This window comes from Parasphingorhabdus marina DSM 22363 (assembly GCF_900128895.1).
Lineage (GTDB): Bacteria > Pseudomonadota > Alphaproteobacteria > Sphingomonadales > Sphingomonadaceae > Parasphingorhabdus > Parasphingorhabdus marina.
Map to the genome: position 1 here is coordinate 93,927 of NZ_FSQW01000002.1, position 12,799 is coordinate 106,725.

Consider the following 12,799-nt stretch of genomic DNA (forward strand, 5'->3'; position numbering starts at 1 on the left):
CCAAAGGGAGATACATCATGGCACGACTGCTCGACAAAAGCGCGCTGGCAAAAGCACTCATAACCGCACCGGCAGCAATGCTTGCGCTGTCCGCGCCCGCCGCCGCGGAACCGAAACAGACCGTCATGCCGGAAAAACCGGAGAACCGGGTCTTTTTCGATCAGTTCGGCTTTTCCGAAGCCACCATCCACAATGGCACGGTCTATCTGTCGGGAATCATTGTCGGCCCGCCGCGGGAAGGCATGACCGAAGAGCAGGCCTATGACCGGGTCTTCGCCCATATCGGCAAGATCCTCGAACGCGCCGGATCGAGCTGGGACGACGTCATCGACATGACCACCTATCATGTCGATATCGAGCAATCGATGCCGGTGCTGTCGGCGGTCAAGAACCGCTATGTGAAAGCGCCATTTCCGGCCTGGACCGCGATCGACATAGACCGGCTCTTTTCCCCGGACGGGCTCGTCGAAATCAAGATCACCGCGCGCGTGTCGCCGAAGGGGGAGGGGCTGCCAGCGGAGTGAGACTTCCCAGGTTCTTTCGCCGTGGTCCGCCGGTGCTGGAGTTACTGAATGGTGGGTCATGGAAGTGTGCGCAATGCGACGTCGAGCACCATGGCATGTTTGACCTTGCTGCAGACCGGCCAGCGCAGTGCGGCGAGGATATCCCGATTGAGCCGAACTCGGCCATTCGGTTCGACGGCGATTTTCTTTCGGATGATTTCTGTATCCTCGCGGGAGAGGATTTCTTCGTACGGGGTGTGCTGGAAATACCGGTGCACGGCGCTGCTGAAAAATTTGGCTTTGGCAGCTGGTCGACATTGTCACGCAAGAATTTCGACATTTACGTGGCGGGTTTTGACGACGGCGGCCATTATGCAGATGATGGCCCGTGGTTTGGCTGGTTCTCCACCTGGATCAAGGGCTATGTCGATCAAGTCCCCTTCGAGTGCTGGGTTTATCCTCAGCCGGACCGGCAGCGGCCGACTTTTGTAATCGACAATGATGCCCATCCGCTGGCTATGGCACAGGAGGATGGAATTAGCGCTGAGAAGCTGCTGGAGATCTATGCATCATATGGACATGAGGTGAGTTAGCTGGGAATTACCAAAGGAGAAGCACCATGCAGGAACCCTATGAAGATGCGCTCGCCGCCGCCCGGGCGGAACTGGAAAAGGCGCGGGCCTTGTTGCAGCAGGACATTTCCGAATATCCCCATCCGATTTCGGGCTGCGATTATCAATATGTCCGCCTGATCAGCGACCGGACGCGGATTGCCAACTGCCTGCACGCGCTCGACAACCAGCCTTTCGTGGCAACCCCGCGGGTGCTGGAGCCGGCTGGGTAGCGCCGGGAGCACCCTCTCCGCCTGGGCGGTCCTGTCCTCAAAACCGACGGGTGGACGGACGGACGCCCTCTGACTAGGGTTGCCCCGGGTCGTCTTTCCTTTTTGGGAGCATTGACCCATGTCCGATCCAGATCAGCCGCCGGAAATCACCATCGCCGCACCGGATCAGCGCCAGCGGTTCATGCACACAATCATCCTCGGTTTTGCGACCGATCCGCTGGTCCGCTTTTCGACGCCCGGTGCGGATGTCTATCTCGAGGGCTTTGCAGAATTCATGACGCTGTTCGGTGGTCGCGCCTTCGATCATGAGGGCGCCTGGATCGCCAATGACGGGCAGGCGGTGGCGCTGTGGCTGCCGCCGGGCGTCGAGCCCGACGGCGACGCGATGATGGAGCTGCTCCCCGGCCTCGTGCCCGAGGAAAATCAGGACGACATGTTCGGGGTGTTCGAGGGCATGGACAGCTATCACCCGCATGAGGAACACTGGTATCTGCCGCTGATCGCCGCGGATCCCGCCTATCTCGGTCGCGGTCTCGGCGGCGCGCTGATGAAATATGCCTGCGCCCGGATCGATCAGGACGGCAAGCCGGCCTATCTGGAAAGCTCCAACCCGCGCAATATTTCGCTCTACGAACGCCACGGGTTCGAGGTGATGGGCGAGATCCGGTCGGGCAAGGCCCCCGTGGTGACACCCATGTACCGCGCCGCCCGGGGCTGATAGAAGGGTACGGGACAACCGGACCGGGAAGGAAAACAGCCATGATGACAGCAACAGAAAGGAAGACCTGTCGGGCGCTCTTTGTGGCGACGCCAAAGGTGCTGGAGGAAGCCAGATGAAGGACATGCGCAGACTTTCGCTGACATGCGCTGCCCTGGCGGTGCCGCTGTCCCCGATCCCGGCAGCAACGGCGAAAGGGGAGATGGTGTTGCCCGACTATAGCCATGTCACGTCCGCCGCGGCGGCCCGCGCCCTCGCTGCGGAAGGAAAGCTCGTAAAGATCCTGCTGTTTCCCGCCGAATTTGGCGGCGAGGATAGGCCCGGCAATGTCGTTTATGTCCCGCCTGACGCCGCCAGGGCGAAGGATCTGTCAACCGGCACGCTGATCAGGTATTTTGAGGAAGGCCTGATCGACAATCTGACCGTCGATGCGGAGTATAAGGGGGACAGCTTTATTCCCAGCCGCATTCTGATGAAAGCGACGCACAGCAGCAAGGACGGCACGTTCAATCCGACCATCAGCATCTGGTGAGCAGGACCGCCTGACGCCGATCCTCGCCAGGCGGGCCGATCGCTGTCAGGCTCGCCGACAAATAGAGGGGGAGACAGGCAGCCATGACGACAACAGCAGAGAAAAAGACCTACCGGGTGCCTTTTGTCGAACGCACGGAGATGCAGACGCTGGTGCTCGAGCGGGGCCATGCGAAGCTGCTGATGCCGCTGGGTCCCAATGCCAATCATGTCGATGTCATGTATATGGGCGCGTTCACCGTGCTGGCCGAGGCGACCGCCGCCAATCCGGGGATTTCGATACTCGATACGGCGAAATATTTTCCCATCGTCAAGGATATCGCGGTCGACTTTCACCGCATGGCCGCCAGCGATGTCACCGCCGAATACCGGCTGGACGAGGAACAGATCGCTGCGCTGCTCGCCGATCTAGAGCGCAAGGGCAGCGCCGGCTATCTCGCCAAGATCCCGATGCACGACGCCGACGGGACGCTGGTTGCGACCGGGAAAGTGACCATCAAATTGCTGTCCCACCATTGGGACAAATAGGGGGACCAGAAACATGACAGCACCAGACGCCCTGCGATCACGTGGGATGTTCGCGAAATTCGGCACGTTCCTGAAATTCGCGCGCGGGCAGCGGCGCAATGCCGGGCGGATTGCAGGAGAATTGTCGCCGCTCGATCCCGGTGCGCTGGCGCTTAATGGCGGCGAGGCGGAGTGGCAGGACTGCGGCTTTGTCGCCACGAGCGGCGAAAATTTTCAGGTCGCGGTCAGCGGCCATCTCTGGCTCGCCAAACCATTGGCGCTGGGCTTTGATGCGGATCAGGTGATCTGGCTGCGGATCGGCGGCAAGGGTCCGATCCGCAAGGTGCACGGGCCAGAGACGGTGTTCACTGCCTGGGCCGACGGAGCCGTGGAAGTCATGGCCAAGGGGCTCTCTTTCTGGACATCGGACAGCGGCGCCTACACCCCGGCCAAGCGCAAGGCCTCGGCCGGACAGGTCGGCGTGCGGGTCGGCGCCACGACCGCCGCCGCCGACACGCATGACCTGCCGCCCGGCTGGCATCATCACTGGCAGATTGGCGAGGGCCGCGTCTATCGCGCCGCCACGGCCGAGCCGGACGCACCCGCCGACGACACCGCACTGCGCGTCGACACGCATGGCGATGTCGGCATATTATGCTGCGAGATGGAACGCGATTTCGCCCCCGGCCTGACGCTCGGCTGGGACTGGCTGATCGAAAACCTGCCCTCCGCCGTCGCCGAGGACATGGTCTTCACCCACGACTATCTCAGCATCGCGGTCGAGTTCGATAACGGCCTCGACCTCACCTATATGTGGAGCGCCGAGCTGCCCGAAGAATTCGTGTTCCAGTGCCCGCTCGACGGCTGGTGCGACCGCGAAACCCACTGGGTCGTGCGCAGCGGGACGGACGGACTGGGCAACTGGCACAGCGAAACCCGCGACCTGTGGGCCGACTATCCCCGCGCGATCCCGGGCGAGCGGCCGAAGAAAGTGGTCAAGGTCTGGCTGATCGCCAACAGCATCTTCGCAAGGAACAGGGCGGCGGCGAATTTTCGGAGGATTTCGGTGGGGTGAGGGGGGGGGTGCCCAGTTAACCGATCACCCCGGCAGCCACAGCGAGTCCGGCGGCGCCAAAGAGGATAAAGGCGGCTGAAAAAAGATAGCGCTGCCAAGTGTTGAAATCGAAAATTTGCTCTGGTTTTGCGGGATTATAGCGCAGCTCTATGAGCGTTCCGACGTCCCATCGCGCCGACTTCCCGACACTGCCTTTCGAACGGTGCGTGGCCCCGCCGACGGCATATTCGATCTCGGCAAACCAGACATTGCGGTTGCCCGAAGCGTCCGCCGCTCCCGACTTGCGCCACTCGCCAATGTTTCCGACAACCCGCCCCCGCGTGACCGGCCAGTGACGCACAATCCAGGAAAAATGCAGCAGCGAGCCCCAGCCGATGAGGCTGAAAAGAGCGCCAACGAAGGCTGCAAGGAGCGGCTGGTCCATGCGGGGAGGGTAGCGGGGATTGGTTTGTGGGGGGTTAATTGTTGGAGGAAGTATTCTGTGATCTTGATAATAGATCAAGTTTCAATTCGGATTGGAATTGAGCGGCAACTTTTTTAACAGCTTTAGCAATTTTTCATAGTTGGCCTGATTGGCTGGCGAATTTCCAGCCCATTTGCGATATTTTTCTTCGTTAGCAAGGATGTTCCGGCCAAGATGGTAAATGATTGTGATGGCCGTGCTACCAGCCAACAATGTACCGACCACACCAAAGGTCATCATGGAAGCAATAGTTGCACTCGTCACCGTTGCCAACGGATAGGTAGCCACGAACTCGATTGAGTATCTTAAGAAATTTTCAGCATATCCAGTCACTCGCCCTGACAATCGTTCACTAAATTTGTGGGGTGGCAAGGCAAGTTCTACCGCCTGATCGATAAACTCCTTGGTCTCATCACTCACCACTTCTTGCTCGTGTAGTTCTTTTATTCGATCCCTTAGCTCACGAGGTGATACGGAAGTGGCATCGATGTCGGGACCAAGACGAGCGCGATCCATCCGATCTAAATAGGGATCTAAACCCACTAGCAGGTTATGGGCGTCTTGTAAGACGGACAGCTGCAAAATGATTGCGTCATCTACGTAAGGGGTCAGACTATCGCTATTTTCTGATATTAATGCGAATAGATATTTGCGAATTCTCTCGCCTCTCAGCACAATTAAAGAGGGTTTAGCATCATCTAAATCTTGTCCGAGTGCTTCCAAATATAATTCAACAATTGCAGGAGCATCACCTGCAGAGTTACTTCCTCTACATAAATCTAATAAATGGTTAGATTCTCTTATTGCTTCGTTGTAGCGATTGTTGGCTTCTGTATCCTTTCGAAGTCGATCCTTGCCCGCTCCAAACGCAATAGTGATTTTTTGGTCATTGCTAGTCTGAAAAATAGCCGAATAGGGGTTTTGCTTTTCCGGCCTAATTCCACTCTCGCTGGATAAATTGGATGTGAAGTTTGGGTCAGTTAGCTCATTTTTGAATTGGTCAATAGCCGCAGAGACATTTGCAAATTTTTGATCCCACCAAGTACTGACTTGCTCCAACAAGAACTCTCCGATAGCCATATCGCTATTGGGGTTCTGATCAAAACCGCGGTCCATGCCATTGATCCGACGGTCAAACCAAGATGTCCAAAAGCCCAAATTTTCGCTTTGGAAATCAGTTTTCGCTCGCTTCCAATAGTCATCAAAAACGGCTGGTGCCGATTGAAGCCACAATGGTTGATTGAAAATTTCGTTGCCCTTTTCCGATCTGTTTGAAATCAGGAAATCGATATCATCAAAAATTGCCTGCAGATATTTATCAGCGTCAGCTCCGTATTTTTGAGGAGTATCCTCTGATGTGCATTCCTTGACTGCATGATCCACAGTCAATTTTGCGACGAAGCTTGCCGATTGCGCCGTGAATTCAAAATAAGACGCATCATCAGCGTCCTTCGGATCTGGAAACACCGTGTCCCCGAATACATATGCTGTCCGTGCTGCTGAAAGTGCTACGGGTAAGAACATGTGATCTTGATCTTCAAAAGAAACTGGATTGCTTGCATCCACTAGGTTTTTAGTGATTTCTGTTTCGGGCCAAATTTTCTCAGAAAAACGGGATGCCCAAGCCAAGACCAGGGGTCTGAAGATCATCTTACCCCAGTGATCTAAGTCTGATACGGAAATAGATTGTTTTCCAAGTGCCAATGGAACTGAGCGGCAAGCCGACCTAAACAAAACAGCCTTCGCCCATCCTTTTGGCCGATTGGCTAGAAGCGAATCCACAAGTGTGTCTATAGGTCTATCGCGCATCATTGGTTCTATACTTTATTCTTTTCGGTGCGCTCAGTTAAAATCAACAATATTACGTTAGAGCATAGTCGTCCCCTTTGAAATCTTCCACGGCTACCCATCCAACCCACCCTTTCCTACACACCCCAATCCCCTCTACCGTCTGCCCCATGACAGACTCCCCCCGATCCCCCGCCGTCCCGCCTTCAACTACTCCTGATCCCACACCTGACATCCCCGCCGGCCCGCGCTGGAACAAGCGCAAGATGGCGGACTTTCTGCGCATGCTCGCGGCCACGCAGAATGTTTCGGTCGCCGCCAAATCCGTCGGGATGTCGCGGCAGAGCGCGTACAGGCTTCGCGCGCGGCTCAAGGGGGCGCCGTTTGATATCGCGTGGGAGGCGGCCTTTCGCCACGGCTATGACAATCTCGCCCATGCCGCGCTGGAGCGGGCGCTGAACGGGGTCGAGGTGCCGCATTATTATCGCGGCGAGCTGGTCGGGACGTCGCGCCGCTATGACGAGCGGCTGACCGTCGCGCTGCTGGCGATGCGCAACCGGTCGGGCGCGCCGCTGATGGGGCGCTATGGCGCGGCGGCGGAATATTATGGCGAGCACTGGGATGCACTGCTCGAACGGGTGCATTGCGGCCCGGCGGACTGGGAGCGCGAGGGCGGGGGCGATGACAGCGACCGCGAGAGGGAAGAGGAGAATCTGCTGGACTTTCTCAAGGCCAAATATGCGCCGGAAGAACGGGGCCGGCGGTGAGGGGGTATTTTGTTTCATGAAACTGTCACCCTGACCCGGCGAGTGCAAAAGCCTGCTCTTCCACGGGTTTTCGAGGAACCGAGGCAGGGTGACACACTGTCACCTTTGTCACCCTGTTTGCCGGGGTCAGGCGCGGGGGCCGGTGGCGAGGCTCAGATCCTGTTCGCCTTCTCGCGCTCGCGGATCAGCTCCTCGAGCTGGTTCTCGATAATCCCCTGGCTGTCCCCGCCACCGAAGACCGCAGCGCCGCTGGAGAAACTGGTGCCGAAATTTTTGACGATGGCGACCGTCTGGGACAGCCCGGAAAGAAATTCCGCTTCCTCGAGACTGGTGAGGGGATGGATATAGGTGCCCCAGAGCAGGTTCTGCGCGACGCCGTAACGGGCATCGAGCGCGCTGTCGAAATTGGCCTGCATTAGCCGCTGGAGCAGCTCGGTGCTCAGCTGTTCCGACGGGATGATCGGGATCATGATCCGCATCCGTTCAGCGATTGGGTCGGTGACGACAAGGACGATATGTTCGCCGAGCTGGAACTGCCAGTTGTTGCCGTCGGGTTCGATCTCGTCGTCGATTTTCTTCAGCGCCGCGCCGATCATTGCCAGCGCGGCTTTCGCCTCCTCGCTGGGTTCGCGCGAAGTCTGACCGGGATCACTCTGGGCAAATTCCTCTTCGGGCGTGAGGGATTGTTCGCCGGATTCGGCCGGGGCGGCAGGTTCCTCTGCCGCCGGATCGCTTTGCGCCTGGGCGCAGGCACTGGCCAGAAACAGGCTGGAGGCCAGCAGGCCGGAGAGGGGCAGATTGGTGCGGTGGATTTTCATCGGCAGGGTCCCTTTTGCAGGCGAGGTCTGAATTCCGGTTCGGAGACAGGGCAGATTATGTTACAGTTTCCCGGGAAGACAAACAGGACAATCACATGAATCTGCGGAACAATTCCGATCTCCAATGGATCCACTTCACTGATGACAAAGGGCGCTTTGATTACCCGATCAATTATTCGGGGGCTGTCCTGTCGGTGCAGGATGACGGGCATATCGACCTGCTCTACCGGTGGGAGCCGGACAGCTATTGCCATTTTCACCGGCATGTCTGTCACACCACTTCGACGGTATTGCAGGGCGAGCTGCATGTAACGGACGTCGATGCGGATGGGCAGACGGGAGAAAAGCGGGTGCGCATGGCGGGAGACTATGCAGCCAAGGATCCCGGCGATGTCCACATGGAACATGGTGGACCGGACGGGGCGGTGGTGCTGTTCCATCTCTACGCGCCCGATGGAAAACTGGCGGATTTTCTGGGGCCCGATGGCGAGGTGCTGACGACGATTACGCTGGAAGACATGACCACCGGCCGCATCGCGCAGCAGGCGGCCTGAGCCGGCGCTTGTGACACTGCATATCGGCATTTTGGCGCACAGCGCCGAAGGGGCGACATTGTCCTACCGCACGGTCTGGCAGGAAGGCATCCGCCGGATGGGCGAGCATGACCATCCGCAGATCACGATGAGCGGCGGACCGATGGCGCCGACGCTGGAGCTTTGGGAGAGGGGGGACCTCGTGGCACTGCGGCAATTGTTTCTGGAAGATTCCGAACGCCTTGCAGCGGCAGGTGCAGACTTTTTCATCCTGCCCGACAATACCGCCCATATCGCGCTGGAACAGCCGGGTCCGGATTTCCCGATCCCGTGCCTGCACATCGCCGAAGTCGTCGCAGCCCGGGCGCAGGCCGACGGGCGAAAACATGTCGGCGTGCTGGGCACGTCGTGGACAATGGAGGGTCCCGTTTACCGGGATGTGCTGGCACGGCGGAGCCTGGAGCGGACCATTCCCGATGCCGCAGATCGCCGGGTCATCCACGACGCGATATTCGGCGAACTGTGCCTTGGCGAATTTCGCGAGGACACGCGACAGGATTTTGTGCGGATTATCGGTGAGCTGGCAGACATGGGTTGCGATTGCGTGGCGCTGGTTTGTACCGAAATCCCGCTGCTGGTGACCGAAGATGTCTCGCCGCTACCCATTCTGGACAGTACCCGGCTGCAGGCAAGGGCTGCCGTTGCGGTCGCTCTCGGCGAAGCGCCGATGCCGGACTGGTGCTGCGGACCCATAACGGCCTGATTTTATCAACTTGCAGTCACAGGGAATTTTCATGTCCAGACCTCTTTTCAAGGCCACGATCATCGCCGCAGCCGCGATATTTCTTGCGGTATTCTGTCTGGTCGTGCTGCCACCGGTCCTGGTCAGCGGAGATGTTGCAGGTGCTTTCGCTGCTGGCTTCGTCAATCCCTATGCCAGCGGATATTCGACCGACGTACTGGCCTGCTGGGTGATCCTCGCTGCCTGGATTGCCTATGAAGCGAGATCGCTGGGAATCCGGCATGGCTGGATCTGTGCCTTGCTCGGGATCATTCCCGGCGTGGCGGTCGGCTTTGCGCTGTATCTGCTTTTGCGCATGCGACAAATGAACGAAAGGCCAGAGGCGTGACAGTCTCCGCATGGTGATGACATGGATCCGAATTACCCCGATCTGAAATATCCGCACTCCCAAAAAGGGTATGACTGGGAACCGCGAACCGGTCGGGGAAAGCCGGGTTTACATGGCCCGGAACCGGCGCCGCAGCTGCTTCTGACCATTGCGCGTGCGGCACAGCAGGAAAAAGAAATCTGGGAGAATTTTTGCGCCGAAGCGACCTATGAGGGTCCGCTGCTGGACGATGGGAAATTTCAGACAGAGCCGGCAGTCGGGGCCGAAATGCTGGACGCCTTCTATGCCGGACATGTGCAGCGCCACGCCAACAAGGAGGACTATTCGCTGGGTGGCATCTGGCGCCTGACGCAATTGATGCGGGCATGGGCTTCCGGTGTCGTTGCGGTCGATGATGACCAGGCAGCGCTGGAAATGCTGACCCCTGCAGAAGCCGCTCCTGCCCCGTTGACAAGAGGCGAGTCGCTGTGGCGGTCGTTTCGGCTGGTTCTGATCCTTTTGCTGCTGGGTGTCCTCGCAATGATGTATTTCGGATTTATCGAGATATGACGAAACCAGCTGGATCGCGAAGAGTGAGCAACACATGGAAATTTTGATACGCGGCGAAAAACCAGCGGATGAGGCGGTCATTCACGATATTACCGCACGTGCATTTGCGCCGATGCCATATTCCGACGGGGACGAACAGCAGCTCATCGACCGGTTCCGCAATGCCGGTGCGCTGGAATTGTCACTGGTGGCGGAGCAGGACGGTGCCGTTGTCGGCCAGGTGACCTTCACGCGTGCCTTTGCCGCCGATGGTTCAACCGGGTGGTACGCGCTGGGACCGGTCGCCGTGGAACCGGAACTTCAGAGCCAGCGCATTGGGCAGCAATTGATCGAAGCGGGACTGGCAGAGCTACGGAACCGCGAGGCGGCTGGTTGCATATTGGTGGGAAATCCCGAATATTACCAGCGGTTTGGTTTTCAGGGATTCCCCGAATTATGTCCGGACCGCCAGCCAGCAGACTATTTCCAGATATTGCCGCTGGGCGTCGCGGAGCCCGATGTGGTGATTGAGTTTCACCCGTTATTTTATGCCGAAGATGACGGGTGAACAGATTGATTTTGCATGGTCTGTGATCCAGACTGTGCCGAAACAAAGAGACCGGAAACAGAAGAGGGTGGAGGACATAAACATGTCGCAGCTATTGCGTAGCCTGATGATCATGCTGACAGCGGCGCTGATCATCGCTTTGCCGGTTCGGGCCGAAACCTTCACGCCGGAACTCTTTGAGCGCTGGATCGATTCCCGGATCGGTACCGGTGAACCGGTCTACTGGTACAGTATCGGTACCATGCGCAGCTATCCGGACGGCAAGATTCTGGCCCGCATGGAAGGGTATGATACTGCAAGAATGTATTGGCCGGATCCGGCGCGGCCGCTGGTGCATCAATATAATCGCAAGATCTATATTTTCCGCGATCCGGAAACTGGAGAAGTGCTTCGTGAGGTGAACGATGTTCCTGTTGAGCCAGTCGCCTATCCCTATCAGTTTATCAGCTATGAGCTCAAAGACGGTGCGGTAGAAACCTTTGTCGAACAAGGTCGCGGATCGCGCAAAAACCGCATTGGCCCCGGGCGGGACATAACCGTTCGCATGATCGGGGATACCGCGGTTTTTACCGCCCCTATCTATCTCGATTTTCCGGTCGGGCCACCCAAAGATGGCATCGTCTCTCGCTATCAGGCGTTCGAAAATTATGATTTCTTTGTTCAACCTGCAGGATCCGTCAGCCGGCCTCACCAGCTCAGCTGGGTCCGCTACGGAGCGGCACCGCCCTGGGCTGGCGGTGGTCCAAGCATCATGCATCTCGTCACCTGGCGCGTGGACAGTTTCGCCGCTGTTCCGGACAGTTTGCGCAGTTACATTGTTGCAGAAGCGCCGCTTTGGCAGAATCCGCCGGACAATCTCGCAGAGATCCGACGTCTGCAGGAGCCGCAGCAATGAAACTTCGCCCCAGTTTTGCAGCACTTTTTGCGGTTTTTCTGTTGTCCGCGTGCAACTATTTTTCTGATGGAAAGGGGGCCGGAACCGAAATTGACACGCCGGAAAAACTGGCGAAGGCGATGACCGGCCGGTTCGCTTCTGATCCCGACGAAAACGGCAATCTGGTGGAAGACTTCCGTGTTCCTGTCGAAGCCATGGGGCCGGGGGAATGGATCTATTTTCAGCGGAACCAGGGGCCCGCAACCCGCAACGAGCGGCGGGCCTATCGGCAGCGTGTCCTGCAACTGGTACCGGCACCCGGGGGCGGCGTATCGCAGATTACATGGAGCCTGAAAGCACCGGAACTGTTTGCTTCTGCACCCCGCCATCCAGGCGTGTTGAAAGCGCTCGACAAAAAGGCGCTGAAACTGACGATGGAGGCCGGATGTGAGCAGCGCTGGCTTTTCGAAGCCGGTGCCGGTGAGAGCGGTACCTGGCGTGGACGGGTCGATCCGGTTGAATGTACGATCTACTCGCAACGTCGTCAGAAACGCATAGGTATCGGATCGGAAACCCGACTGTCGGCGAATAGTCTGCTGGAGGCTGAACGCGGATTCGATCTGAATGGCACACAGCTTTGGGGCACTCCGGCCGGCGCCTTCACCGAGATGAAGCGGGAGGAATGAAAACGGCCCGACCTGCTTTTTTGCAGACCGGGCCAGTCGGGGAGGAAGAGGGGAAGAGCTTTTCTGCCCGGCAGTCTATTCGCGCGGCGCGAGGTTCCGGAAAAACTTTCGGATCTCCAACTCGAAAAAGTCGCTGCCATCGCCATTGTTGACGATCAGCAAGTCGCTGCCATCCTGACTGCTGCTGGAAGACGAAGGCCGGGCTGCCTGAACGGCCGGCAGAAGCAGGCCCACCCGCTGCTCGCTGCCATTGGATTTATACTGACCGGTGCCCTTGGCCTGAGCGGCCTGGGCGGAAATTCCGAGGGCAATTACGAGGGTGGTGGTAATCAGTCTGGCGGTTTTGCTGCTGGTCATTTTGGTCTCCATTGCTTGAACTTCGGAGCCTTTATGGATGGCCGGACGGTCAGGGCCGGTGATGCCGGTCACATGCACGCAACAAAACGAACAAGCCACTGGAAAGCAA

Annotated in this window: 19 protein-coding genes; 15 read left to right on the top strand and 4 right to left on the bottom strand. The window is 58.1% G+C overall.

What is annotated here, in order from left to right; genetic code table 11:
- The first annotated feature begins 17 nt into the window (after positions 1-17).
- The 7 genes from BUQ90_RS09955 to BUQ90_RS09985 all read left to right on the top strand — a co-directional run bounded on the left by BUQ90_RS09955 (position 18) and on the right by BUQ90_RS09985 (position 4,178).
- Positions 18-524, top strand: coding sequence for a RidA family protein (locus BUQ90_RS09955; RefSeq protein ID WP_074205087.1), 507 nt, complete (start codon positions 18-20; stop codon positions 522-524).
- Positions 525-556: 32 nt separating this feature from the next.
- On the top strand, positions 557-1,096 hold the full coding sequence (locus BUQ90_RS09960) for a DUF2199 domain-containing protein (protein ID WP_074205088.1): 540 nt from the start codon (positions 557-559) through the stop codon (positions 1,094-1,096).
- Between the two features lie 26 nt (positions 1,097-1,122).
- Positions 1,123-1,347 (top strand): hypothetical protein, encoded by a 225-nt coding sequence (locus tag BUQ90_RS09965; RefSeq protein WP_074205089.1) that lies wholly within the window; start codon positions 1,123-1,125, stop codon positions 1,345-1,347.
- A 118-nt stretch (positions 1,348-1,465) separates the two neighbouring features.
- Positions 1,466-2,065, top strand: coding sequence for a GNAT family N-acetyltransferase (locus BUQ90_RS09970; RefSeq protein WP_074205090.1), 600 nt, complete (start codon positions 1,466-1,468; stop codon positions 2,063-2,065).
- Between the two features lie 115 nt (positions 2,066-2,180).
- On the top strand, positions 2,181-2,597 hold the full coding sequence (locus BUQ90_RS09975) for a hypothetical protein (protein ID WP_143182829.1): 417 nt from the start codon (positions 2,181-2,183) through the stop codon (positions 2,595-2,597).
- Between the two features lie 83 nt (positions 2,598-2,680).
- Positions 2,681-3,124: a PaaI family thioesterase gene (locus BUQ90_RS09980; protein WP_074205091.1), complete on the top strand. Its 444-nt coding sequence runs from the start codon at positions 2,681-2,683 to the stop codon at positions 3,122-3,124.
- Between the two features lie 13 nt (positions 3,125-3,137).
- Positions 3,138-4,178, top strand: a complete 1,041-nt coding sequence (locus BUQ90_RS09985; protein ID WP_084192660.1) for a DUF3047 domain-containing protein — start codon at positions 3,138-3,140, stop codon at positions 4,176-4,178.
- A gap of 16 nt (positions 4,179-4,194) precedes the next feature.
- Here BUQ90_RS09985 and BUQ90_RS09990 read toward each other — a convergent pair whose 3' ends face one another.
- Both BUQ90_RS09990 and BUQ90_RS09995 read right to left on the bottom strand, forming a co-directional pair.
- Positions 4,195-4,602, bottom strand: coding sequence for a DUF3592 domain-containing protein (locus tag BUQ90_RS09990; protein WP_074205093.1), 408 nt, complete (start codon positions 4,600-4,602; stop codon positions 4,195-4,197).
- 81 nt (positions 4,603-4,683) lie between these two features.
- Positions 4,684-6,450 (bottom strand): hypothetical protein, encoded by a 1,767-nt coding sequence (locus BUQ90_RS09995; protein WP_159437084.1) that lies wholly within the window; start codon positions 6,448-6,450, stop codon positions 4,684-4,686.
- A gap of 245 nt (positions 6,451-6,695) precedes the next feature.
- Here BUQ90_RS09995 and BUQ90_RS10005 point away from each other — a divergent pair, with 245 nt between their 5' ends.
- Entirely contained in the window at positions 6,696-7,196 is a 501-nt protein-coding gene (locus BUQ90_RS10005; protein WP_074205096.1) for a hypothetical protein, read from the top strand.
- Positions 7,197-7,348: 152 nt separating this feature from the next.
- Here the strand turns inward: BUQ90_RS10005 and BUQ90_RS10010 are convergent, their stop codons facing one another.
- The gene (locus tag BUQ90_RS10010) at positions 7,349-8,014 is read right to left on the bottom strand and encodes a hypothetical protein (RefSeq protein WP_074205097.1); all 666 of its coding nucleotides are present in this window, start codon (positions 8,012-8,014) and stop codon (positions 7,349-7,351) included.
- Between the two features lie 95 nt (positions 8,015-8,109).
- Between BUQ90_RS10010 and BUQ90_RS10015 the strand changes: the two genes are divergently transcribed.
- The 7 genes from BUQ90_RS10015 to BUQ90_RS10045 all read left to right on the top strand — a co-directional run bounded on the left by BUQ90_RS10015 (position 8,110) and on the right by BUQ90_RS10045 (position 12,333).
- Complete coding sequence (locus BUQ90_RS10015) at positions 8,110-8,568, top strand: SMP-30/gluconolactonase/LRE family protein (protein WP_074205098.1); 459 nt, start codon at positions 8,110-8,112, stop codon at positions 8,566-8,568.
- Between the two features lie 10 nt (positions 8,569-8,578).
- The gene (locus BUQ90_RS10020) at positions 8,579-9,310 is read left to right on the top strand and encodes an aspartate/glutamate racemase family protein (protein ID WP_074205099.1); all 732 of its coding nucleotides are present in this window, start codon (positions 8,579-8,581) and stop codon (positions 9,308-9,310) included.
- Between the two features lie 31 nt (positions 9,311-9,341).
- Positions 9,342-9,677, top strand: coding sequence for a DUF2834 domain-containing protein (locus BUQ90_RS10025; RefSeq protein WP_074205100.1), 336 nt, complete (start codon positions 9,342-9,344; stop codon positions 9,675-9,677).
- 21 nt (positions 9,678-9,698) lie between these two features.
- Positions 9,699-10,226: a hypothetical protein gene (locus tag BUQ90_RS10030; RefSeq protein ID WP_074205101.1), complete on the top strand. Its 528-nt coding sequence runs from the start codon at positions 9,699-9,701 to the stop codon at positions 10,224-10,226.
- 34 nt (positions 10,227-10,260) lie between these two features.
- Positions 10,261-10,773, top strand: a complete 513-nt coding sequence (locus tag BUQ90_RS10035; RefSeq protein ID WP_074205102.1) for a GNAT family N-acetyltransferase — start codon at positions 10,261-10,263, stop codon at positions 10,771-10,773.
- Positions 10,774-10,855: 82 nt separating this feature from the next.
- Positions 10,856-11,668: a DUF1838 family protein gene (locus BUQ90_RS10040; RefSeq protein WP_159437085.1), complete on the top strand. Its 813-nt coding sequence runs from the start codon at positions 10,856-10,858 to the stop codon at positions 11,666-11,668.
- A complete protein-coding gene (locus BUQ90_RS10045) occupies positions 11,665-12,333 on the top strand; it encodes a chromophore lyase CpcT/CpeT (RefSeq protein WP_074205104.1) in 669 nt (222 codons plus the stop codon). Before BUQ90_RS10040 ends, BUQ90_RS10045 begins: the two co-directional genes overlap by 4 nt.
- Before the next feature lie 75 nt (positions 12,334-12,408).
- Here the strand turns inward: BUQ90_RS10045 and BUQ90_RS10050 are convergent, their stop codons facing one another.
- Positions 12,409-12,690 carry a hypothetical protein gene (locus tag BUQ90_RS10050; protein ID WP_143182832.1) on the bottom strand — a complete coding sequence of 94 codons (282 nt, stop codon included), beginning with the start codon at positions 12,688-12,690 and terminating at the stop codon, positions 12,409-12,411.
- Between the last annotated feature and the right edge of the window lie 109 nt (positions 12,691-12,799).